The following is a 22,493-nucleotide window of genomic DNA, read 5'->3' as shown; positions in this document are numbered from 1 at the left end:
CCCTTGCGACGAAGCAATCCAGACTGCCACCTCGGAAACAATTCTGGATTGCTTGTGCGCCAGGCAAGCTGGCGTGGTCCAACCGGTGGAAGTCCGGTCCGGGTAAGCGGTAGCGAGCGCCCGGTAGTGAGTGTTGCGTGGCCGTCGGCAACGGCGGCTGCGAAGCGTACACAACGATGCTGTGGGGTGGGCTATTGAGCCGCGAAAGACAGAAACTCGCAGAGGCCGAGCCGGTAAGCAACGTCGAAGGCAACATGTGCGGCGCCGTTATGCGAGGCGCTGACGCTCTGCCGTGGTCGAAGACCCCATCACGCAGCAAAGGACCGCGTCGGAACCTGGGAGGTCCCGCATCTGACCGATGGCAACATGCCCCCAAGGTCCGCATCGGGAAGGCGAGGAGCCAAAGCCGATGACGAACGGATGCGGGAAGTCGGAGGCGGCCGTAGTAGCGTCGAAGCCTGCGAACGAAGCGGAGCGATCCGCGGAGGAGTTGGTGGAGCGAAGGGCCGCGACCAAGGGGAATGCGGACCAGCAAAGCACGCCCCGGACGCCGAGCCGGACAAGCGTGACACAGGCGTTGGAACGCATTTGCAAGGGAAAGGAAGAAGGAGAGGTTCACTGCGCTGCTTCACCACATCACGCCTGAACTGCTCGAGGCGGAGTTCTTCGCGCTGAAGAAGCATGCCGCGCCGGGTGTGGACGGAATGATGTGGCGGGACTACGAGCAAGACCTCAAGGCCAATCTTGAGGACCTGCATGCTCGTGTTCACCGGGGAGCGTACCGGCCGCAGCCGTCGCGGCGGGTCCATATCCCGAAGCAGGATGGGCGGCAGCGACCGCTGGCGATTGCGTCCCTTGAGGACAAGATCGTTCAGCGGGCAACCGCTACGGTGCTCAACGCGATCTACGAGGAGGACTTCCTCGGGTTCTCGTATGGGTTCCGGCCCGGGCGCAGCGCGCACGATGCGATGGATGCGCTGCTGGTCGGAATCGAGAGCCGGCGGGTGAACTTCATTGTTGACGCCGATATCCGCTCGTTCTTCGACATGGTGGACCAGGAATGGCTCATCCGCTTCGTCGAACATCGGACCGGCGACCAGCGTATCATCCGTCTGATCCGCAAATGGCTCAAGGCGGGTGTTCTCGAAGAAGGAACGGTCAGGGTCAGCGAACAGGGGACGGCACAAGGGGCGGTGATCTCGCCGCTGCTTGCCAACATCTACCTGCACTATGCCCTCGATCTGTGGGCCGAACGCTTCAGACGGCGCGAGGCCGCGGGCGACATGATCATCGTGCGCTACGCTGACGACTTCATCGTCGGCTTCGAGCATGAGAATGAGGCCCGGCACTTCCTCGAAGAATTGCGCAAACGGCTGCAGGAGTTCGCGCTGTCACTGCACCCTGAGAAAACCCGGCTGATCGAGTTCGGACGTCATGCGGAGGACAACCGCAGGCGGCGCGGGCTCGGCAAGCCGGAGACCTTCAACTTCCTCGGCTTCACCTTCATCTGCAGCCGATCCAAGCAAGGCAAGTTCCAGATCAGGCGCAAGTCTCGCAAAGACCGGATGCGGGCGAAACTGCAAGCCGTGAAGCAGGGAATGCGACGGCGTATGCACCAGTCGGTGCTCGAACAGGGCAAATGGCTGCGGCAGGTCGTTACCGGGTACTTCAACTACCACGCGGTACCGACCAACAGCCGAGCGCTCAGCGCCTTCCGCTACTTCGTCACCGAACAATGGAGGCGGATGCTTCGGCGCCGCAGCCAGACTGACGGGACCACGTGGCAGCGGGTCGCGCGGCTTGCCTCCGACTTGCTCCCCAAGCCACAAATCCTCCATCCTTGGCCCCGAACACGCTTCACCGCTACTCACCCGAGGTGGGAGCCGTATGCGGGAAAGCCGCACGTACGGATCTGTGCGGGGGGCGCCCAGCAATGAGCGTCCCTACCGCGACCGCGGCGCTCGCAATGACGGTTCGGGAGGGCACGGCCACCTCACCCCTTCCCCGCAAACTCCGTCGGCGTCCGCCCCGTCACCTGGCGGAACGCCGCCGAGAATGCCGGCACGCTGGCATAGCCGAGCTGGGTAGCGAGCTGCTTCACCGCTACGCTCGCATCGGTCGATATCCGCTGGATCGCCGCCGCAATCCTGGCGCGCTGGCACCAGCTCTTGAAGCTCAGCTGCGTCTCGCTCGAGAACAACCGGGACAGCGTGCGCGCGGAGGTTCCGACCTCGCGCGCCAGGGTGTCGATGTCGTGCAGGCCGGTGGGATCGTCGAGCACGATCATCGCGGCGCGGCGGCAGCGCGGCTCGCGCGGCAGCGGCACGAAGGTCGCGGAATCCTCGGCCTGGTGCAGTTCCAGCATCACCAGGCGGACCAGCAGCTCGGTGCGCTCTTCCGTGTTGCGTGCGTCGAACAGCGCCAGGATCGCCTGGTTGAGCAGCGGCGATACCCGCACCACGAATTCCCTCGTCAATCCCTCGTAGCGCTTTTCGCGCTTGAGCCAGGACAGGTCGAAATACAGCGTGCGCATCTCGATGTCGGCCAGCAGGTCGATGGCATGCTCCATCCCGGCCGGCACCCAGACGGCGCGGTCCGGCGGCACCAGCCAGCGTCCGCCGGGTGTCGTCACCTGCATGGTGCCGCGTGCCGCATAGATCAGCTGCGCCTCGCGATGCATGTGCAGGTCGATCCGCATGCCCTTGGGATAGTCGCGGGCGACCAGGTGCACGCCCGCGGGCGAGCGGTGGTTGCTCCGGACCTCGCGCAGGATTGGCGTTTCCGAGATTGGCGTTTCCAAGACATTCATTGGCAGCATCCCGTCATGGGTCCGACATATAACTCATTTCGGAGCAGGAGAGGATTCGTAATGAACAGCCCAAGCCGGGTCATCGGTTTCGTCAATGCAGGCCATTTCATCGACCATTATTCGATGCTGATCTTCGCCGCCGCCGTGATCATCATGGGGCCGGCGCTCGGCATGGCCTATTCGGAGCTGCTGCCTTACGCGACGCCCGGCTTCATCGCCTTCGGTGCCGGCTCGCTGCTCACCGGCTGGCTCGGCGACCGCTGGAGCCGCCGCCACATGATGCTGATCTTCTTCGTCGGCATCGGGGCCTCCATGATCTCGGTCGGCTTCGTCCAGACACAGGTCGAGCTCGGCGCCGCGCTGCTCGCGATCGGCATCTTCGCCTCGATCTACCATCCCGTCGGCACCGCCATGATCGTGTCCTACGCCGACAGGCTCGGCCGCGAGATGGGCATCAACGGCGTCTGGGGCAATCTCGGCGTGGCCTCCTCGGCGCTGGTGACCGGTGTGATCGGCCAGTATCTCGGCTGGCGCTTTGCCTTCATCATCCCGGGCGTCGTGACGATCCTGGTCGGCATCGCGTTTGCGATGAGCGTCGTGCACGAGGACCGCAAGGGCTCGAAGCAGGCGGCGGCCCAGGCGCGGGTGGCCAAACAGGACATGTGGCGCGTGATCCTGGCGCTGCTGATCGTGGTCATCGCGATCTCCACGACCTTCAACGCCGTCACCGTGGCGCTGCCGAAGCTGTTTGCCGAACGTCTCGCCGATCTCACCAAAAGCCCGGCGCTGCTCGGGGGCATCGCGGCCTGCGTCTACGTGTTCGGCGCGATGACGCAGTACACGATCGGCCGGCTGCTCGACCGCTACTCGCTGAAGACCGTGGCGCTGCCGCTGTCCTTCATGCTGGCGCCGTTCCTCTATCTCGCCGCCAGCCTGAACAATCTGCCGCTGATCCTGGTCTCGATCGGCATCGTCATGGGCGCATTCGGTCAGGTCACGGTGAACGACGCCATGGTCGGCAAATACACCGCGGAAGAGTGGCGCTCGCGCGCCTATGCCGTGCGCTATTTCGTCGGCTTCACCGCCGCCGGGGCGTCCGTCGGGCTCGTCGCCTGGCTCTACGAGCAGGGCGGCTTCGTCACCATGCTGCACGCCTTCGCCGCACTCTGCCTGCTCGCAATCGCCGCCGCGCTGATCCTGCCGCGCGAGATCCGGACGCCGCAGGCGGCGTGAGGAAGTGAGGCAGGCGGCTCGCGCCACACCGTCACTGCGAGCGCAGTTGCGCAACTCTCTCCACCCGTCATTGCGAGGAGCCCTTGCGACGAAGCAATCCAGGATCTTTCCGCGGGGGGATTCTGGATTGCTTCGCTGCGCTCGCAATGACGGGGGACGTGGCGGCCCTTCCGCAACTCTCTCCACCCGTCATTGCGAGGAGCCCTTGCGACGAAGCAATCCAGGATCTTTCTGCGGAGGCATTCTGGATTGCTTCGCTGCGCTCGCAATGACGGGGGACGTGGCGGCCCTTCCGCAACTCTCTCCACCCGTCATTGCGAGGAGCCCTTGCGACGAAGTAATCCAGGATCTTTCCGCGGAGGCATTCTGGATTGCTTCGCTGCGCTCGCAATGACGGGGGACGTGGCGGTTTCCGCAACTCTCTCCACCCGTCTTTGCGAGGAGCCCTTGCGACGAAGCAATCCAGGATCTTTCCGCGGAGGCATTCTGGATTGCTTCGCTGCGCTCGCAATGACCGAGGACGTGGCGGCCCTTCCGCAACTCTCTCCACCCGTCATTGCGAGGAGCCCCTTGCGACGAAGCAATCCAGGATCTTTCCGCGGGGGGGATTCTGGATTGCTTGTGCGCCAGGCAAGCTGGCGTGGTCCAACCGGTGGAAGTCCGGTCCGGGTAAGCGGTAGCGAGCGCCCGGTAGTGAGTGTTGCGTGGCCGTCGGCAACGGCGGCTGCGAAGCGTACACAACGATGCTGTGGGGTGGGCTATTGAGCCGCGAAAGACAGAAACTCGCAGAGGCCGAGCCGGTAAGCAACGTCGAAGGCAACATGTGCGGCGCCGTTATGCGAGGCGCTGACGCTCTGCCGTGGTCGAAGACCCCATCACGCAGCAAAGGACCGCGTCGGAACCTGGGAGGTCCCGCATCTGACCGATGGCAACATGCCCCCAAGGTCCGCATCGGGAAGGCGAGGAGCCAAAGCCGATGACGAACGGATGCGGGAAGTCGGACGCGGCCGTAGTAGCGTCGAAGCCTGCGAACGAAGCGGAGCGATCCGCGGAGGAGTTGGTGGAGCGAAGGGCCGCGACCAAGGGGAATGCGGACCAGCAAAGCACGCCCCGGACGCCGAGCCGGACAAGCGTGACACAGGCGTTGGAACGCATACGGCGAACTGCAAGGGAAAGGAAGAAGGAGAGGTTCACTGCGCTGCTTCACCACATCACGCCTGAACTGCTCGAGGCGGAGTTCTTCGCGCTGAAGAAGCATGCCGCGCCGGGTGTGGACGGAATGATGTGGCGGGACTACGAGCAAGACCTCAAGGCCAATCTTGAGGACCTGCATGCTCGTGTTCACCGGGGAGCGTACCGGCCGCAGCCGTCGCGGCGGGTCCATATCCCGAAGCAGGATGGGCGGCAGCGACCGCTGGCGATTGCGTCCCTCGAGGACAAGATCGTTCAGCGGGCAACCGCTACGGTGCTCAACGCGATCTACGAGGAGGACTTCCTCGGGTTCTCGTATGGGTTCCGGCCCGGGCGCAGCGCGCACGATGCGATGGATGCGCTGCTGGTCGGAATCGAGAGCCGGCGGGTGAACTTCATTGTTGACGCCGATATCCGCTCGTTCTTCGACATGGTGGACCAGGAATGGCTCATCCGCTTCGTCGAACATCGGACCGGCGACCAGCGTATCATCCGTCTGATCCGCAAATGGCTCAAGGCGGGTGTTCTCGAAGAAGGAACGGTCAGGGTCAGCGAACAGGGGACGGCACAAGGGGCGGTGATCTCGCCGCTGCTTGCCAACATCTACCTGCACTATGCCCTCGATCTGTGGGCCGAACGCTTCAGACGGCGCGAGGCCGCGGGTGACATGATCATCGTGCGCTACGCTGACGACTTCATCGTCGGCTTCGAGCATGAGAATGAGGCCCGGCACTTCCTCGAAGAATTGCGCAAACGGCTGCAGGAGTTCGCGCTGTCACTGCACCCTGAGAAAACCCGGCTGATCGAGTTCGGACGTCATGCGGAGGACAACCGCAGGCGGCGCGGGCTCGGCAAGCCGGAGACCTTCAACTTCCTCGGCTTCACCTTCATCTGCAGCCGATCCAAGCAAGGCAAGTTCCAGATCAGGCGCAAGTCTCGCAAAGACCGCATGCGGGCGAAACTGCAAGCCGTGAAGCAGGGAATGCGACGGCGTATGCACCAGTCGGTGCTCGAACAGGGCAAATGGCTGCGGCAGGTCGTTACCGGGTACTTCAACTACCACGCGGTACCGACCAACAGCCGAGCGCTCAGCGCCTTCCGCTACTTCGTCACCGAACAATGGAGGCGGATGCTTCGGCGCCGCAGCCAGATTGACGGGACCACGTGGCAGCGGGTCGCGCGGCTTGCCTCCGACTTGCTCCCCAAGCCACAAATCCTCCATCCTTGGCCCCGAACACGCTTCACCGCTACTCACCCGAGGTGGGAGCCGTATGCGGGAAAGCCGCACGTACGGATCTGTGCGGGGGGCGCCCAGCAATGAGCGTCCCTACCGCGACCGCTACGCTCGCAATGACGGGGGAGAGAGCACGTCGGCCATGCCACCCATGATGCCATTATGCCCCTGTTTTGCCCGACGGAGCAAGTAGTTTCGGCGGAGCCGAAATCCTCTCGAGCTTTTTCAACGCCATCTCTACTGTGCATGGGGTTGTTTTCGCACTTTCCGTTTTCGCCCGGCTCAATCCAGGCTGCCTCCCGGAGGCACTCTGGATTGCTTCGCTGCGCTCGCAATGACGATGTGGATGCTCGGCGCCTAAGGTTTCACCTCGGCAGCGGCCTGCGGCTTCGGCGCCTTCTTCGCCGCGCGCCAGTTCTCGAAGCGCTGCACCACCACGAAGAACGCCGGCACGAACAGCACCGCGAGACAGGTCGATGCCAGCATGCCCGAGAACACCGTGATGCCGATCGATTTGCGGGCGCTGGCGCCGGCGCCGGTCGCGAGCACCAGCGGCACGACGCCGAGGATGAAGGCGAACGACGTCATCAGGATCGGGCGGAAGCGGGCGCGCGCCGCCTCGATCGCCGATTCCAGGAGCGGCTTGCCGTCGCGGACGTGCAGCTCGAGCCCGACCTCGACGATCAGTATGGCGTTCTTCGCCGACAGCGCGATCAGCAGGATCAGGCCGATCTGGCAGTAGAGGTTGTTGTCGATCTTCAGGCCATTGAGGATCAGCATCGGCCCGATCAGCGACAGCGGCACGGCGAGGATCACGGAGATCGGCGCGTACCAGCTCTCGTACTGGCCGGCGAGCACGAGATAGACAAGCAGCATGGCAAGCCCGAACACCCAGTAGATCTGGTTGGACACCGCCTTCTCCTGGTACGACATCGCGGTCCACTCATAGCCGGTGCCCGGCGGCAGCGTCTTGTCCGCGATCTCCTCCATCAGCTTCAGCGACTGGCCGGAGGAGTAGCCCTGCGCCGGCAGGCCGATGACGGTCGAGGAGGGATAGAGATTGTAGAGGCTGATCAGCGATGGTCCCGTCGCAGGCGTGATCGTGGCGACGGTGCCGATCGGAATCATGTCGCCGTTCGAGTTGCGCACCTGCATGTTGGCGATGTCGCGCTCGGTGACGCGGAAGGCGGGATCGGCCTGCGTGTAGACCTGGAACACGCGGCCGAACTTGTTGAACTGGTTGACATAGGACGCGCCGAGATAGGTCGACAGCGCCGAGAACACCTGGTCGGTGGTGACGTGCAGCGTCTGGGTCTTGATGCGGTCGATCTCGACGTTGAACTGCGGCACCGAGGAACGGAACGAGGACTGCACGCGCTGCAGCGCGGTCTGGCTCTGGCCGTTACTGACCATCGCGCCGGTGATCGCCTGCAGCTTGGCGAAATCGCTGTTGCCGTCGCGCAGCTCGACCTGCATCGAGAAGCCGGCGGCGTTGCCGATGCCCTGGATCGGCGGCGGCGGCAGCACGATGGTGCGCGCCTCCATGATCACGGCGAGCTTGTCGTTGAGGCCAAAGACCAGCGAGCGCAAATCCTCGCCGGGGCCTTTGCGCGCATCCCAGTCCTTCAGGATGATGTAGGCAACGCCGGCATTGGCAAGGCTGGCGCTGCTGTCGAGCGCGGAGATGCCGGCGATGGTGATGACCTGCGCCACGCCCGGCGCGTCCTTGACGATCTCGCTGGCACGGTCGAGCACCTTCTGGGTCCGCTCCAGCGAGGCGCCGTCGGGCAGCTGGATGGCGGCGATCAGGTAGCCCTGGTCCTCGATCGGCAGGAAGCCGGTCGGCACCCGCGACAGGCCGTAGCCGCCGATCCCGATCAGCACCAGCGCGACCGCGACCGACACCGTGGCGTGCCTGACCAGGAAGGTGATCAGCCGCGTATAGCCCCGCTCGACCCGGTTATAGACGTTGTTGAAGCCGCGATAGAAGAAGTTGCGCTGCTCCGGCGGCACCGCCGGCCGCAGCCACAGCGCGCATTGCGTCGGCTTCAAGGTCGCCGCGTTGATGGCGGACAGCAGTGCGGTCGCCGCGATCACCAGCGCGAACTGGGAATAGATGCGGCCGGTCAGGCCGGCGAGGAACGAGGCCGGCAAAAACACCGAGATCAGCACCAGGGTGATGCCGACGATCGGCGCGAACAGCTGGTCCATCGCCCTGATCGCGGCGTCGTGGCCGTTCATGCCCTGCTCGATGTTGTGCGCGGCGCCTTCCACCACGACGATGGCATCGTCGACGACGATGCCGATCGCGAGCACGATCGCGAACAGCGTCGACATGTTGATGGTGAAGCCGAGCGCTGCCATCGCGGCAAAGGCGCCGATGATGGTGACCGGCACGGTCGTCGCAGGCACCAGCATCGCGCGCCAGTCCTGCAGGAAAACGAGGATCACGACCAGCACCAGGAGGCCGGCCTCGATCAGGGTCATGTAGACCTCGTGCACCGAGGCCTCGACGAATTTGGTGGTGTCGAACGGCGTGTCGTACTTGATGCCTTCCGGGAAGCGCTTGGCGAGCTCCGCCATCTTCTTCTCGACCGCCTGCTCGACCTGGAGCGCGTTGGCGCCAGGAGACTGGAACACGCCGATGCCGGTGGCGGGCTGCTTGTTGAGCGAGAAGATCTGGCTGTAGGTCTGCGCGCCGAGCTCGACCCAGCCGACGTCGCGCACCCGCGTGACGTCGCCGCTGGTCCCCGTCTTGACGATGATGTTCTCGAACTGGGTGGCGTCGTCGAGCCGTCCGTTGACGTTGAGCGTGTACTGGAACGCTTGGCCCGGCGGCGTCGGCGGCGCGCCGACCTGGCCGGCGGAGACCTGCTGGCTCTGCTGCTGGATTGCGTTGATGACGTCCTGCGGCACGAGGCCACGGACCTGCAGCTTGTTCGGATCGAGCCAGACCCGCATCGAATACTGGCCGGCACCGAACACAGTGACGTTGCCGACGCCGGGCAGGCGCGAGAGCTCGTCGCGGATGTTGATGGTGGCGTAGTTGCTCAGGTAGAGACTGTCGTACTTCGCATCCGGGGAGGTCAGCGTCACGAACAGCAGGATCGAGGTCGATTTCTTCTGGACGGTGACGCCCTGGTTCTGCACCGATTGCGGCAGCTGCGACAACGCGCTGGAGACGCGGTTCTGGACCAGCACCTGCGCGAAGTTCAGGTCGGTGCCGATCTTGAAGGTCACGGTCAGCGTGTAGGTACCGTCGGAGCCGCTGTAGGACTGCATGTAGAGCATGTCCTCGACGCCGTTGACCTGTTGCTCGATCGGCAAGGCGACCGTGTCGATCACGGTCTTGGCGCTGGCGCCGGGATAGCGCGTGGTGACCTGTACCGTGGGCGGCACCACGTCGGGATACTGCGCGATCGCAAGATTGAACAGCGCGACGCCGCCGATCAGGATCATCAAGAGCGCGATGACGTTCGAGAGGACCGGCCGCTCGATGAAGAATTTTGAGATCATGGCCGGCGGCTCCTACTTGGTGGAGGCCTGGGACTGTTCGATCTTCGTCACCTGCGGGTCGATCTTCTGGCCCGGGATCACGCGAAGAAGGCCCGCGATCACGACGCGGTCGTCAAGCTTCAGCCCGCTCTCGATCACGCGCAGGCCGTTGTCGGTCGGCCCGATCTGCACCTGGCGCTGCTCGACGACGTTGTCGTTGTTGACGACGAGGAGATAGCGGCCGCCTTGGTCGCTGCCGAGCGCGGTGTCGGGCACGAGCAGGGCGCTCTTCTCCTGGTCGAAGGGCACGCGGACGCGGACGAAATAGCCGGGCAGCAGCGCCCGCTTGTCATTGGGTATGACGCCGCGCACCGCGAGCGTGCCCGTCGATGTGTTCAGGGTCGGCGAGACGTAGTCGAGGTGGCCTTCATGCGGATATCCGGTCTCGGTCTGGAGGCCCACCTGGACCGGCAACTGTTTGAGTTCGGCGACGGTCAGCCCGCGGCGGATCGCTTCGGCGCGAATGCGAAGGACGTCCTGCTCGTTGACCGTGAAGTTCACCCAGATCGGATCCATGGCGACGATGGTCGCGAGCTGGGTCGGGGAGGAGACGCCGACGAGCTCGCCGACCGAAACCAGATGCGCGCTGACGATGCCGTCGAACGGCGCGGTCACGTTGGTGTAGCCGTAATTGACCTCGGCGAGCCTGGTATTGACCTGGGCCTGCTGGAGGTTGGCCTGAGCGTTGTCGCGGGTCGATGTCGACGTGTCCAGGGTGGACTGCGAGACCGCCTGGCGCTGCACGAGCTCGACCTGCCGCTTGTAATCGGCTTCGGCCTGCTTGAGCGTGGCTTGTGCGCCGACCTCCGCGGCCTTCGCCTGCTCGACCTTGAGCTTGTACGTCTCCGGCTCGATCGTGAACAGCTGGGTGCCCTGCTTGACGAAGCTGCCGTCCTGATAGTCGATCGATTGCAGGAAACCCTGCACGCGCGCGACCAGATCGACGCTCTTGATCGGGGCGGTGTTGCCGGTGGCCTCGACATAACGCGTCACCGGACGCTGCACCGGAGTTGCCACATCCACCTTCGGCGGCGGCGGGGCGACATAGGCGTTCTTGTCCTCGCAGCCGGCGAGCGCGACCACGGCGCTTGCGGCGGCGAGCGCCCGTCCGACATGTCCCCACGCGCCATTGCGATGGGCGAGCGATGCGGGATTCGCTGAGGTCATTCGGTGGCCCCCGATTTCTGTCTGTCGGTGCCGCAGGCTACCAATAAACGCCCGGCCGTGGAACACCATAGCCATGGCAGTCACGGACCTTGCACTGCAACCCGCGCCGCGGCCCTTGGCAGGTTCGTCATCACAAACCGCTTTTCACCGCGCGCACGATCGACCAGAATTGCGTCAGAGGCCGTGCCAGAGGCGGAGCAGTTGAAAGAAGAAAAAGAGAAAAGGTGAGGAGAACATGACATGCCCCCAATGCTCCACGCGGTGCTTGCCGGTCTCGCTCTCGCAGTGGCGGTCGCCATGCCGGCGCTAGCCGAAGGCCTGAAGGACGAGATCGCGCCGACCGGCAAGCTCCGGGTTGCGATCGCGATCAGCCCGGCAGGCGGCGCGTTCTGGTCGACCAGGACGGAAGCCGGCTTTGCCGGCGTGCCGGTCGACCTCGGCAAGGAGATGGCTGCACAGCTCGGTGTGCCCGTGGAATATGTCGTGCACCAGAATTCCGGACAGATCACCGACGCGGCCGGCAAGGGTACCTGGGACGTCACATGGCTGCCCAAGGATCCCGAGCGCGAGACCAGGATGCTGTTCGGCCCGATTTACGAGGTCGCGGACGCCACCTACATCGTCAGGCCGGGATCGAGCATCACCAATTTCGCCACGCTGGATCAACCTGGCATCAAGGTCGCGGCCGTCAACGCCACCGCCACCATGCGCGGGGCCGTCGCGCATCTGAGGAATGCGACGGTGACCGGCTATCAGACATATGATGAAATCTTCGGCCTGCTGAAGAGCGGCGAGATCGACGCCTTCGCGCTGTCGCGCGACCAGCTCAACAAGATGGCGCAAAAGATTCCGGGGACGAGGGTGCTCGACGAGACCTTCAAGAAGACTGTAACGGCCGTCGCCGTTCCGCTCGGCCACAACCAGGCCCTGACCTTCGTGTCCAAATTCATGAACGAAGCGGTGACGAACGGCACCTTGCGCAAGGCCTATGACAACAACGGCCTGAAGGACTCGCCGATCCGCACCGAATAGGGCACCCGGCGCAGCGAGGCTGCGCCGCCCACGAACCTCACGGCTCCGCGGTGCGCATGCCCGCGGGGCTCACCTGCAGCTTGAGCGTCGACGTCCTGGTCAGCGCCTTGCCGTCGAAGGCGAACGCGATCAGCTCGTTCTCGACCATGCACTGCGCCACGACATGCCTGGAGTCCTTCGACCACACCATGCCCTGGCACCAATGGCCGATCCTGGCCTCCGCCACCGGTGTAAGGTCAGTGCCCGAGATCCGGTAGACCTTGAGCAGGCCGAAATCGTTGAAGAACGGCGCGGCGGGCGGCTTGTTCGAGCCGTTCATGACGGTCACCGCGACATGGCTGCCGTCCGGTGACATCTTCACCGCTTCGGGTGTCTGACCGACGGTCACAGTCGAGACGACGCGGATCGGCTTTGCGGTCATGTCGATCAGGCTGATCGTGTCGTTGTCGCCGCTGCCGGCGCCGACATTGCCGACGACGGCGGCGGCGCTACCGGTGAGATCGATGTCGTAGGGGCGAATGCCCGCGGAGAGGTCGCGCCTGGCGTACTCCACCTTGGTGCCGTCCACGGTCAGAAGCGAGATCTTGTTGTCCCCGTCGCGCGTGACCAGCGCGGTCGCGCCGTCGTGCGAGAACACGGCATGGCTCGGTCCTGACTTGGCGTCACCGAGCTGGATCTTGCCCGCCGGCGCCAGCGCGTTGCCGCTGATCGCAAAGACCGAGACCGTGCCCTCGCTGCGGTTCGCAACCAGCGCCAGCGTGCCCGCGCGATTGATCGAGACACCGGCCGCGCCCGCGCCGGCCTGGTGGGTCGCGAGCACTTTTGGCGGCGAGGACTTCAGGTCGATGACCGAAAGCTTGTCGTCCGGCACCGTCTTGGTGGGGGTCCGCCGGATCGATCTTCATCGCGCCCGTCACCAGCGCAAACGAACCATCCGGGGCGATCGCCACGCTCGGCGGCGGGCCGACGACGCTGGCCGGTGCGGGGACCTCGCCCAGCAGTTTCAGGGCGCCGTCGGTGAAGTCGATGACGCTGACCGTATCCGGCAGTGGCTGCCTGCGCACCACGGCGCTGCCGTTCTCCAGCACCATCTTGCCGTCATTGGCGCTGACGACGATCTCGGCATGAGTGGTGAAACTGGCAAGGCTGGCCAGGGACGTTGCGACCAGAGCTGACGCGGCATGGCGCGCGCGTATGCGAGAAGTGGTTCTCATGTTTCCCCCTGGGATTTGTTCTTGTCCGGCAAAGCTAGATGCAATCGGGCGCTGGATGCAACAACTTGACTGCGATCATTTTTGCCTGGGCCGGGTTCCTCAGCGTGGCTTGATCTCCGCATATTTCGCCATCGCCTTCTCGAACTTCCGATTGAACAGCCACATCGCCGCCAGGATCTCGCGGAAGCTGGCTGAGGTTCTCGCCCGGTCGGCCTGTCCGAAGGCGAAAATGCTGTTGTTGCGCAAATGCTTCATGACCATAGGGCTGGACACCCGATAGTTCAGGAGGTCGCCGGACTTCAGCGCGGACCTCGTCGGAGTCGGCACGATCTGGATCAGCTCGAACAGCTTCATCTGGTCGATCGGGTCGGGGAGCGTCTTCACGATTGCCGGGATCTCCCGGAAGACGTCCGCATGTGCGTTCATCAGGCCGTCGCGCACATTGGTCCAGTGATTGAAGCGGTGATCGGTGCCGCGGGCGCGCGCCTCTTCCTTGTCGTCACGCGCGTTCAGCTCGGGATCGATCGTAGCGATCTCGCTCTTGATCGCTTCCCATTTCCTGCGGCCGTTGCGGTCCTCGGAGGGGCCAGTCTGGAAGCTGCCCATATAGGTGTTCGAGCGCGCGTTGCGGACATTCTGCTTGCCATTGGTCTCGGCAAAGAACAGTCCCAGGCTGATGCGTCCCGCAGCTTCGGCGTGAACAGGCGCAAGCCCCTTGGCGCGCGCGATCGCAACGGCAAGATCGACGACATCCTTGAAAGGCGTCGCCGAGTTCTGCGCGCTGGCAGGCGGCGCCTCCATGATGTCGAACAGCCGCGCATATTCGTCGATCAGGGGCTCGATGGCGGCGTCGAAATAGGCCGGGGGGATCTCGAACTTGTTAGGCTTGCCGATCCGCGACGGCATGGCGTCCGTAAGGTCCTTGTAGCTGCTGATGACGGCGACGCGCGCGAGATACAGCGCCTGACCCGGCAGGTTCGGCAGCGCCTCCTTCGCCTCGATCTGGCGCCGCCGCTCCGCGAGGATCGACTTGAACTCGTCGAGCGCGCGGTCATAGGCGGCGAGCGCCTCGGATTGCCTTGGCGTCGGTGCGCCGCTCTGTGCAACGGCGGGCGCCGCGACGAAGCAGGCAACCATCGCAAGGGCGGCGGCGGCAAGTCGTCTCGATCCCATGGCTGGTTCCCGTCGATTCGATGACCAGGGAGATCGTAAGCATCAGATGCGAGACGCCGCAATTCTCCTCTCACGCCGCCCGGTAGTCCGGCGCCGTCGCCAGGAACTTGGCATAGGCATCCGCGTCCGGCGGCTGGAAGCGTCCTTTGAGCCCGCCGCGCTTCTGCTCTTTCGCGCCGATATCGGCCATCAGCTCGTCGAAATGGCGGTAGTGATAGGGCGCGACGCAGAGGCCGCCATAGACGCCTGCCGCCGGCCGCTCGACGCGCTTGAAATGCAGCATCATCTCGATGTTGTGGCGCATCGCCTGCGCCGTCGGCTGGTTGGCGAGCTGGCCGTCGGCGTAGCGCACCAGCCAGTTGGCCGCGAGGTCGGCGCAGAGCACGGTGCAGAACGAGGAGTTGAAGCCGACGAAGCCCATCTCCGGCAAATCGGGGTTGGCGATCAGGCGATAGAGCCGGTACTGGCCGTCGGCATCGACCAGCTTCTGCCTGTAAGCCTCGGGCAGGAACGGCACGCCGAGCTTGTAGCCGATCGCTAGTACCGCGACATCGGCACTGACGCGCTCGCCGCCGCTCATCACGATGCTGTCGCCTTCGTAATGGTCGAACGTGCCGAACACCGCCTTGATGCGGCCGTCGGCCACCATCGGATAGAAGCCCGGCGTTGCGATCGGCACCGAGCAGTTGACGCCGTCCTCGATCCGCTCCGTCGGCACCATCTTGCATTGCTTGAGCTTGAGCTGCGCTTTGAGCAGGCTCTCCAGCCCGCGCCAATTGGCCCAGACCAGCGGCGCGGCGATGCGATGCGCAAGTCGTGCCATCGCGCTCGCCCCCCAACCCGGAAACATCTCCTCCTGCGCGCGGATGTAGAGGATGCGTTTGAAGTTCACGAGCCCGCCGATGAAATAGGGGATGCGCCAGACCGGCTCGCGCATCACGATCGTGACCTCGCGCGCGCCTGACCTCACTGCGTTCACCGCGATGTCGGTCGCCGATTTCGAGCCGCCGAGCACGACGACGCGCCGGCCTTTCGCCAGCGTGGGGTCGCCGTATTTCGACGAGTGCAGGATCTGTCCGCCCTGCGCCAGGAAGCCGTCTTCGCCGGGACAATGCAGCTCGCGCGGCTCGTTGAATTGCCCGGTGCAGACCGCGACGAAATCGAAATCTTCGTTCGTCGTGCCGTCCCGGCTCGTCAGGGTGAGGGTCCAGCCCGGTCGGCCGTCGGCGCGGCGCCCCATGCCGGCGACTTCGGTGTTGAGGCGAAGCATGCGGTCGAGGCCAAAACTCCTGGCATACTCGACGAGATAGGCGTGGACCTGCGGCCCGGTCGGCCATTCCGGATAGGCGTCCGGCATGGCGCGATCGGTGTAACGGTAGAGTTCCTTCGGGCTCTGGGTCTGCACCTCAGGGTAGGAGCGCGCCGGCTCCCAGACGCCGCCGAGATCGCCGCTGCGCTCGACGATGGTGACGCGGTGGCCGCGGGCGGCGAAGGCCTTTGCGGCGGCAAGGCCTGAGACGCCGGCGCCGATCACGCACACATGCTTGGGACTGATCATGGGATTGCTCGATGTGTTTCGCGCACGCGGCCACGTTCGGCCGCAAGGCGCGGCCGGCAGGACCTGCAAGCAGATGAAAGTGGACGAAGCGGCGACGGCTAGTCGTTGGCCTCGGGCGGCAGGAAGTCGACCTCGTGCAGCGCCGAGATGCGCACGACTTCGGCAGGATCGGTCAGATTGTGCAGCTGGTTGAACAGCGCCTCCAGCTTCTGCATCGGCGAGACCCAGAACAGCGCGCGGCACGGCTTGTCGGACTTGTTGAAATAGCCGTGCGGGATGCCGCGCGGCATGCGCACGAGGTCGCCGGCGTGGGCCTTGACCCAGACCCCGTCGAGCTTGAGGTCGAGTGTGCCTTCCTGCACCAGGATGAACTCGTCCTGGGTGGGATGGATGTGCACCGGCACGAACTGGCCGGGATCACTGTTGGTCTCGAACGCGAAGGTGGAATCGGTGACGGCCTTGGGGAAGTAGACCTGGCCAAGGATGTTCCAGCTCTTGCCGCCATAGCCCGTGCCGTTGGCGGTAATGCCCTTTTCGAGTGCAGTCATGGCTCGCTCCTCATGGATTCCGGCGGGGAGGAGCTTCGGCCAGCGACGGGCCGCCTGTCTATCCGCTAAACGAATCCGGAGGCAGCTATTGCCATGCAGCAGGCCAATTGTGCGGGCGGCCCTTTCCGCGTTGGGGAAACTATTATAGGCTTAAAGCAATTCCGTGACGCGAAGCGTGGTCGACGATGTCCGCAGCCGTGCTGGAAATGTGCGCAAGGGCGTCTGCAGCCGAACGGCTTGTGGATTTCGCCCGCGTCACCACCGACGATGTGGATGAAGCGGCCGAGCAGATCGGGCGCATCTTCTGCCGGCACGATCTCACGCCGTCGCGGCCGCTCGCCTCCGGCTTCTCCGCCCGGCACAATTGCGCGGCCTTCGATGGCTTTTCCATCAACTACGTCGCTTATGGCGGGTCGGTCAGTATCGATCCCGGCTGCCTCGAACGCTTCTTCCTGGTGCAGGTCCCGCTCACGGGCTCGGCGCGCATTCGTGCCGGCGTGGGCGACTTCGATGCCAGCCCGGGCCGGACGGCGTCGCTTCTCTCGCCGACCATCCCGACCCGGATGATATGGAGCGAGTGCGCGCAGGCGATCCTGTTGCTCGACCGTCGTTTGGTCGAGCAGCGCGCCGCGGCGCTGTCGGGCAGGGCGGCTGGCGCGGTCGAGTTCGATGCTGCGATCGACTTGGACACACCGTCCGGGCGCTGCCTGCAGGCCAGTCTTGCCGAGCTGATGCTGACTGCCGAACGTCTCGGGCCGTCCGGCAGGCTGTCGCCGGTTGCGATGGCCGACTGCCGCGAGGCGCTGCTCGATCGGCTCCTCAACGGGCAGAGGCATGGCCTGTCGGATGCGATCCGGACGTTCTCAGGCCAAGCCGAGCGTCTGCCGCGCGCGCTTCGCGCCGCGCGCGACCATCTTGCTGGCAATGCCCGCGAGCCGCTCGACCTCGTGCAGCTTGCCCGCGCCTCCGGCATCGGCATCCGCGCGCTCCAGCTCGGCTTCCGCCGTCACTTCGGCGTGTCGATCTCACAAATGCTGCTCGACATGCGCCTTGCCGGCCTGCACGCGCGCCTCGCGCAAGCCGCGCCCGATACCTCGATCACTGAGATCGCCTTCGATCTCGGCTTCACGCACCTCGGTCGCATGGCCGGTGCCTACCGCGAAAAATTCGGCGAGACGCCGTCGGCGACGCTGCGGCGGAGGATGAGCTAGGCCCGGCTACTTTCGCGATCGCGCGGTGCCGCCGTCTTCAGCCGCCTGCCGGCGCAAAAAGGCCTCGACGTCCGCCTGCACCGAATAGGGCGTCGGGATCGCGTCGCCCGCCGAATCGACGGCGGTGTTGAGCGAGCGGCGCAGCATGCGGGCGAGCTCGGCCCTCCGGTACGGCTTCGTCAGCAGCGGTGCGCCCATCGTGGCGCGGGCCTGCGTGTGCGAGTCATGGGCGTAGCCCGAGGTGAACAGCACCCTCAGCGACGGCCGCGCGGCCACCATCTGCTTGGCGAGCTCGCGCCCGTTGATGCCGCCGGCCATCACGATGTCGGTGAACAGCAGGTCGAACGCCTTGCCCTCCGCGGCGACGGCGAGCGCTTCGGTGGCGTTGGCGGCGGGGATGACCTTGTAGCCGAGGCTCTCGAGCTGCACCGTGACGTAGTGGCGGACGTCGCGGTCGTCCTCGACGCAGAGGATGGTTTCGTGTCCTCCCACGATCTTGCGCTCGTCGTAGCCGGCCGGGCGAAGCGTGCTGGTCTCGGCCTTCGGCAGGCAGATCGTGAATGTCGTGCCGCGGCCTTCCTCGGAGGCGACCTTGATGCCGCCGCCCGACTGCTTGACGAAGCCGAACACCATGCTGAGCCCAAGCCCCGTGCCCTTGCCGACCTCCTTGGTCGAGAAGAACGGATCGAAGATGCGTTCGAGAATGGCCCGCGGAATGCCCGTTCCGTTGTCGGCGATCTCGATCTGGACATAGTCGCCGGCATAGCCGGCGCCGACCGCGACGGCCTCGCGCACGCCGAACACCACGTTGCGCGCCGTCAGCGTCAGCCTGCCGCCGCCCAGCATGGCGTCGCGGGCGTTGATGGCGAGGTTGAGCAGCGCCGAGCTCAATTGACCGCGATCGGCGCAAGCCAGCCAGACATTGGTGTCCAGCTTCGTCACGATCTCGATCTTCTTGTCGAAGGTCGCCAGCAGCAGCTTGGACAGCTCCTCGAGCAGCTCGTTGACGTCGATCTCGGCCGGCTGGAGCGCCTGCTTGCGGGCAAAGGACAACAGGCTCGATGTCAGCGTGGCGCCGCGATCGGCGGCCTCGCTGATCAGCTTGGTGATGGTCGCAAGCGGCGGGTTGTCCTTCACGGCATCGGCGAGGATCTCGATCGTGCCGGTGATCACCGTGAGCATGTTGTTGAATTCGTGCGCGATGCCGCCGGTGAGCTGTCCGACCGCCTCCATCTTCTGGGCCTGGATCAGCTGCTCCTCGGCGGCCCGTTTCTGCGTGACGTCCTTGACGAAGGTGTTGATGATCTGGCGTCCGCCGAGACGCAGCGCCGTGCTGGATGCCTCGATCAGGATCGCGTCGCCGTTCCTGTGCAGCAGGCTCGTCTCGAAGCGGATGCCGATCGGCGCATGCGCCAGTTCGGGCAGCAACCGCATCATGCGTTGCCGGAAGCCGTCGCGGAGCGGCTCGGCGACGAGGAGGTCGACGACGTCCCCGCCGAGCGCTTCCTGTCGCGACCAACCGGTCAGGGCCTCGGCCTGAAAGCTCCACTCCAGGACGATGCCGCGCTCATCGGTCTGGATGAAGGCGTCGAGCGCAGTCTTGATGATGGCTTGCGTCATCTGCGCACTCTCGGCGATGGCTTTGGTCTGATCCGCCAGGGCTGCGGCAGTCTGCGTGTGCTGCGTCGTCTCGATCGAACGCACGCACAGTCGCGCGATCAGCGCAGCAATGGAGGCACTTGCGAAGAGGGCAATGATCTCGGGCGTGCCGAAGCCGCCAGCTTTTCCGGTCACGGCATAGGAGGCGAGGAGGGCTGCGGCGGTCACGACGACCTGCACGGCCATCGCGAGTGTCAGAAGCCCCCTGAGTTTCATGTCTCACACCAAAGACGTCAGCCGCGGACCGCCCGCCGCGTCGTCAACGAGCCCCGCCTCATGTGAGCTACAGACTGCCCAACTCTCCGTCGAGGGTCAATTTGCGCCCCCGGGGGCGCCGGGAACAGTGCGCCTGCCTCAACCTGCCGGCGAATCGGTTTGAAGCAGCGTCGTCACCCAGATTGCGCGCGCCACCTGATGGGTCGGGTTGTCGAACATGTGCGGCACGGTGCTCGGGAAGCGGAAACTGTCGCCGACCTCGAGCAGATGGGCCTGGTTGTCGAGCCACAGCCGCAGGCTGCCCGACAGGATGTAGCCGGCCTTCTCCCCGGTGTGCTGCAGGAAGTCTGTGCCCGAGGACGCTCCGGGATTGAGCGTGAGTTCGTAGAGCTCGAGCTGGCCCTTGCCGTCCGGGGTGAGCGCTTCCTTGACGACGCCGCTGGCGGTGAGCCGCAGCAGGCGCCTGGCGTTCTTGCGCACGATGTAGCGCTGCACGTCGCCGGGATCGCTGGCCTCGAAGAAGTAGGAGATCGGCACGTCGAGCGCGATGCTGAGCAGGCGCAGGGTGCGGATCGACGGCATGGCGCGCGCGCGTTCGAGCTGGCTGATCATGCCGTTGGAGAGGCCAGTCTTATTGGCGACGTCCTGGATCGAGAGCCCGGCGCGCTGGCGCAGCAGCCGCACGGTCTCGCCGAGGCGTTGGTCGACCGCGTCGTCGCCCTCCACTGCCGGAGCGTCCTTGCTGCCGTTCGTATCGCCGCGACCGCCCATGTCGCTCTCCCATGCATCGTCTCACCTCGCGATCGCATCGATCCGAGGTTCAGTCACAGTGAAAAGGTCGCGCATCCTAGCAATGTGATTGACAGCTGTATTTAGTCATGATGAACTTTTGATTGAAAAATTTAGAAGCACTAAAGCCCACTCCTTGTCCCTTGCCGGGGTCTCGGGGGCGCGGGAGACGGTGCCGCGTGCGACAAGGAGAGTGGGTCATGGCAGACGACACCGGCAAGTTCGGCGTTGGGGCAGTGCATCTCGGTGTTCCGAATCGCCGTCAGTTCTTCCAGCTGGGCGCCGGTGCCGCGGCGGGATGGAGTCTCGCACGCAGCGCTTTCGCGCAGACCGAGCGCCCGACCAGCCCGCCGGACAAACCACGCGGCCAGGTGATCGCGGCGCTGTCGCAAGAGCCGACCGTCTTCCATCCCTTGATGCCGGGCATCGAGGTCGATCAGGGCATCTGGTGGCAGGTGTTTTCGCCCCTCTGGTACATCGATCCCGACGGCAATTTCGTTCCCGACCTCGCCCGCGAAGTCCCGACCCTCGAGAATGGCGGCCTGTCGGCCGACGGCCTGACCTGGAAGATCAAGCTCCGCAGCGACGTGAAGTGGCACGACGGCACGCCGTTCACGGCGGAGGACGTCAAATTCTCCATCGAGCTGATCAACAATCCCGCTTTCCGCGCGCGGAGCCGGGTCGGCCATAGCCTGGTCAAGGACATCACCGTCGTGGCGCCCGACGAGATCCATTGGCGGATGGAAGCGCCCTATTCGCCCTACATGTCGATCCTGGCGTCGTTCACCTTCATCGTGCCCAAGCACATCCTCGAGAAGGCGTCCGATCCGAACGCTTCGCCATTCCACAACGCGCCGGTTGGGACCGGCCCGTTCCGCTGGGGTGAGCGCGTGCCCGGCGATCATATCCAGTTGAATGCCCACACCGGCTATCACGGCAAGGGGCCGTACGTCGAACGCGTGGTCTTCAAGTACATTCCCGATCTCACCGTGCTCTACACCCAGTTCCGCACCGGACAGATCGACTATACGGGCCTTGCGGGCATCCTGCCGAACTTCGTGCAGGAGGCGAAGACGCTCAAAGGCCGCAAGATCTTCGTCTCCTCGACCTCCTCGGTGGAGCATATCGCGCCCAATTTGGAGTTCGGTCCCTTCGCCGATCGCGCCGTGCGCGAGGCGCTCTATCTCGGCATCAACAAGCAGGCGATCATCGATGCGCTCTATTACGGCCTGCCGACGCAGACCGAGAGTTTTGTGCCGCAGCAGGCGTGGTCGTTCCAGCAAGGGCTGCCGCAGCACAAATACGATCCTGCCAAGGCCAACGCGCTGCTCGACGCCGCCGGCTGGTTGCGCGGCTCCAGCGGCATTCGCGAGAAGGGCGGCGTCAAGCTCGAATTCACCAACTCGACGACCGCGGGCAGTGCCGTGCGCGAGCAGTGCCAGCAACTCCTGATCCAGGACTGGCGGGCGATCGGCGCCACGATGCGCGTCAACAACATGCCGGCGGCCGTGATCTGGGGCGACTTCTGGCAGCAATCGAAGTTCAATTCGGTGATCGTCGGCGTGAACTTCATGCTGGGCTCTGACCCCGACGTGACGCCGCGGTTCGGCTCCGGTGCCATTCCCGCCAAGGGCGGCCGCGGCTACAACACCTATCAATACCAGAACGCGGAGGCCGACCGGCTGCTCTCCGAAGGCGCCAAGCAATTCGACCTGGCGCAGCGCAAGGCGACCTATGGCGAGCTGCAAAAGCTCATCCGCAACGACCTTGCGATCCTGCCGCTGTTCCAGAGCTTCATCGCCGAGGGCATCAAAGAGGGGCTGCAAGGCTTCCGTCCCAACATCAACATGTCGATCAACAGCTGGAACATGCGCGAATGGTATTGGGCCTGATGTCTCAGGCCG

The 22,493-nt window shown here is 64.8% G+C and carries 14 protein-coding genes and 1 pseudogene; 6 read left to right on the top strand and 9 right to left on the bottom strand.

What is annotated here, in order from left to right:
* The first annotated feature begins 704 nt into the window (after positions 1–704).
* Entirely contained in the window at positions 705–1,937 is a 1,233-nt protein-coding gene (gene ltrA, locus ACRQ5Q_RS34795; protein WP_439394432.1) for a group II intron reverse transcriptase/maturase, read from the top strand.
* A 56-nt stretch (positions 1,938–1,993) separates the two neighbouring features.
* Here ltrA (ACRQ5Q_RS34795) and ACRQ5Q_RS34790 read toward each other — a convergent pair whose 3' ends face one another.
* Positions 1,994–2,818 carry an AraC family transcriptional regulator gene (locus tag ACRQ5Q_RS34790; RefSeq protein WP_439370133.1) on the bottom strand — a complete coding sequence of 275 codons (825 nt, stop codon included), beginning with the start codon at positions 2,816–2,818 and terminating at the stop codon, positions 1,994–1,996.
* A 51-nt stretch (positions 2,819–2,869) separates the two neighbouring features.
* Between ACRQ5Q_RS34790 and ACRQ5Q_RS34785 the strand changes: the two genes are divergently transcribed.
* Both ACRQ5Q_RS34785 and ltrA (ACRQ5Q_RS34780) read left to right on the top strand, forming a co-directional pair.
* Complete coding sequence (locus tag ACRQ5Q_RS34785; RefSeq protein WP_439394431.1) at positions 2,870–4,042, top strand: MFS transporter; 1,173 nt, start codon at positions 2,870–2,872, stop codon at positions 4,040–4,042.
* Between the two features lie 1,132 nt (positions 4,043–5,174).
* Positions 5,175–6,554: a group II intron reverse transcriptase/maturase gene (ltrA, locus tag ACRQ5Q_RS34780; protein ID WP_439368145.1), complete on the top strand. Its 1,380-nt coding sequence runs from the start codon at positions 5,175–5,177 to the stop codon at positions 6,552–6,554.
* 270 nt (positions 6,555–6,824) lie between these two features.
* On the opposite strand, the gene ACRQ5Q_RS34775 is transcribed toward ltrA (ACRQ5Q_RS34780), so the two are convergent.
* The gene (locus ACRQ5Q_RS34775) at positions 6,825–9,983 is read right to left on the bottom strand and encodes an efflux RND transporter permease subunit (protein WP_439394429.1); all 3,159 of its coding nucleotides are present in this window, start codon (positions 9,981–9,983) and stop codon (positions 6,825–6,827) included.
* 12 nt (positions 9,984–9,995) lie between these two features.
* Positions 9,996–11,189, bottom strand: a complete 1,194-nt coding sequence (locus ACRQ5Q_RS34770) for an efflux RND transporter periplasmic adaptor subunit (protein WP_439394427.1) — start codon at positions 11,187–11,189, stop codon at positions 9,996–9,998.
* A gap of 240 nt (positions 11,190–11,429) precedes the next feature.
* Between ACRQ5Q_RS34770 and ACRQ5Q_RS34765 the strand changes: the two genes are divergently transcribed.
* Positions 11,430–12,221, top strand: coding sequence for an ABC transporter substrate-binding protein (locus tag ACRQ5Q_RS34765; RefSeq protein ID WP_439394425.1), 792 nt, complete (start codon positions 11,430–11,432; stop codon positions 12,219–12,221).
* Between the two features lie 37 nt (positions 12,222–12,258).
* On the opposite strand, the pseudogene ACRQ5Q_RS34760 reads toward ACRQ5Q_RS34765, so the two are convergent.
* From ACRQ5Q_RS34760 to ACRQ5Q_RS34745, 4 genes and pseudogenes are all read right to left on the bottom strand, one after another.
* A pseudogene (locus tag ACRQ5Q_RS34760) lies at positions 12,259–13,435 on the bottom strand (YncE family protein).
* 99 nt (positions 13,436–13,534) lie between these two features.
* On the bottom strand, positions 13,535–14,608 hold the full coding sequence (locus ACRQ5Q_RS34755; RefSeq protein ID WP_439394423.1) for a hypothetical protein: 1,074 nt from the start codon (positions 14,606–14,608) through the stop codon (positions 13,535–13,537).
* Positions 14,609–14,678: 70 nt separating this feature from the next.
* On the bottom strand, positions 14,679–16,166 hold the full coding sequence (locus ACRQ5Q_RS34750; RefSeq protein WP_439394421.1) for a flavin-containing monooxygenase: 1,488 nt from the start codon (positions 16,164–16,166) through the stop codon (positions 14,679–14,681).
* A gap of 98 nt (positions 16,167–16,264) precedes the next feature.
* Positions 16,265–16,714: a cupin domain-containing protein gene (locus tag ACRQ5Q_RS34745; protein WP_057743125.1), complete on the bottom strand. Its 450-nt coding sequence runs from the start codon at positions 16,712–16,714 to the stop codon at positions 16,265–16,267.
* 185 nt (positions 16,715–16,899) lie between these two features.
* Here ACRQ5Q_RS34745 and ACRQ5Q_RS34740 point away from each other — a divergent pair, with 185 nt between their 5' ends.
* Positions 16,900–17,925: an AraC family transcriptional regulator gene (locus tag ACRQ5Q_RS34740; protein WP_439394419.1), complete on the top strand. Its 1,026-nt coding sequence runs from the start codon at positions 16,900–16,902 to the stop codon at positions 17,923–17,925.
* 6 nt (positions 17,926–17,931) lie between these two features.
* Here the strand turns inward: ACRQ5Q_RS34740 and ACRQ5Q_RS34735 are convergent, their stop codons facing one another.
* Positions 17,932–19,800, bottom strand: coding sequence for an ATP-binding protein (locus ACRQ5Q_RS34735; RefSeq protein WP_439394417.1), 1,869 nt, complete (start codon positions 19,798–19,800; stop codon positions 17,932–17,934).
* 138 nt (positions 19,801–19,938) lie between these two features.
* Complete coding sequence (locus ACRQ5Q_RS34730) at positions 19,939–20,571, bottom strand: cupin domain-containing protein (RefSeq protein ID WP_439370123.1); 633 nt, start codon at positions 20,569–20,571, stop codon at positions 19,939–19,941.
* 218 nt (positions 20,572–20,789) lie between these two features.
* Between ACRQ5Q_RS34730 and ACRQ5Q_RS34725 the strand changes: the two genes are divergently transcribed.
* Positions 20,790–22,481: a peptide ABC transporter substrate-binding protein gene (locus tag ACRQ5Q_RS34725; protein WP_439370122.1), complete on the top strand. Its 1,692-nt coding sequence runs from the start codon at positions 20,790–20,792 to the stop codon at positions 22,479–22,481.
* Positions 22,482–22,493: the final 12 nt, after the last annotated feature.

The sequence above is a fragment of the Bradyrhizobium sp. PMVTL-01 genome, assembly GCF_051861855.1.
Classification (GTDB): domain Bacteria; phylum Pseudomonadota; class Alphaproteobacteria; order Rhizobiales; family Xanthobacteraceae; genus Bradyrhizobium.
The sequence above is the reverse complement of the archived record's forward strand: the minus strand, read 5'-3'. Positions and strand labels throughout refer to the sequence as shown.

Coding starts and splice junctions, on each gene's coding strand:
- ltrA (WP_439394432.1), top strand. CDS start 705: ATGATGTGGCGGGACTACGAGCAAGACCTCAAGGCCAATCTTGAGGAC.
- ACRQ5Q_RS34790 (WP_439370133.1), bottom strand. CDS start 2,818: ATGCTGCCAATGAATGTCTTGGAAACGCCAATCTCGGAAACGCCAATC.
- ACRQ5Q_RS34785 (WP_439394431.1), top strand. CDS start 2,870: ATGAACAGCCCAAGCCGGGTCATCGGTTTCGTCAATGCAGGCCATTTC.
- ACRQ5Q_RS34775 (WP_439394429.1), bottom strand. CDS start 9,983: ATGATCTCAAAATTCTTCATCGAGCGGCCGGTCCTCTCGAACGTCATC.
- ACRQ5Q_RS34770 (WP_439394427.1), bottom strand. CDS start 11,189: ATGACCTCAGCGAATCCCGCATCGCTCGCCCATCGCAATGGCGCGTGG.
- ACRQ5Q_RS34765 (WP_439394425.1), top strand. CDS start 11,430: ATGCCCCCAATGCTCCACGCGGTGCTTGCCGGTCTCGCTCTCGCAGTG.
- ACRQ5Q_RS34755 (WP_439394423.1), bottom strand. CDS start 14,608: ATGGGATCGAGACGACTTGCCGCCGCCGCCCTTGCGATGGTTGCCTGC.
- ACRQ5Q_RS34750 (WP_439394421.1), bottom strand. CDS start 16,166: ATGATCAGTCCCAAGCATGTGTGCGTGATCGGCGCCGGCGTCTCAGGC.
- ACRQ5Q_RS34745 (WP_057743125.1), bottom strand. CDS start 16,714: ATGACTGCACTCGAAAAGGGCATTACCGCCAACGGCACGGGCTATGGC.
- ACRQ5Q_RS34740 (WP_439394419.1), top strand. CDS start 16,900: ATGTCCGCAGCCGTGCTGGAAATGTGCGCAAGGGCGTCTGCAGCCGAA.
- ACRQ5Q_RS34735 (WP_439394417.1), bottom strand. CDS start 19,800: ATGAAACTCAGGGGGCTTCTGACACTCGCGATGGCCGTGCAGGTCGTC.
- ACRQ5Q_RS34730 (WP_439370123.1), bottom strand. CDS start 20,571: ATGGGCGGTCGCGGCGATACGAACGGCAGCAAGGACGCTCCGGCAGTG.
- ACRQ5Q_RS34725 (WP_439370122.1), top strand. CDS start 20,790: ATGGCAGACGACACCGGCAAGTTCGGCGTTGGGGCAGTGCATCTCGGT.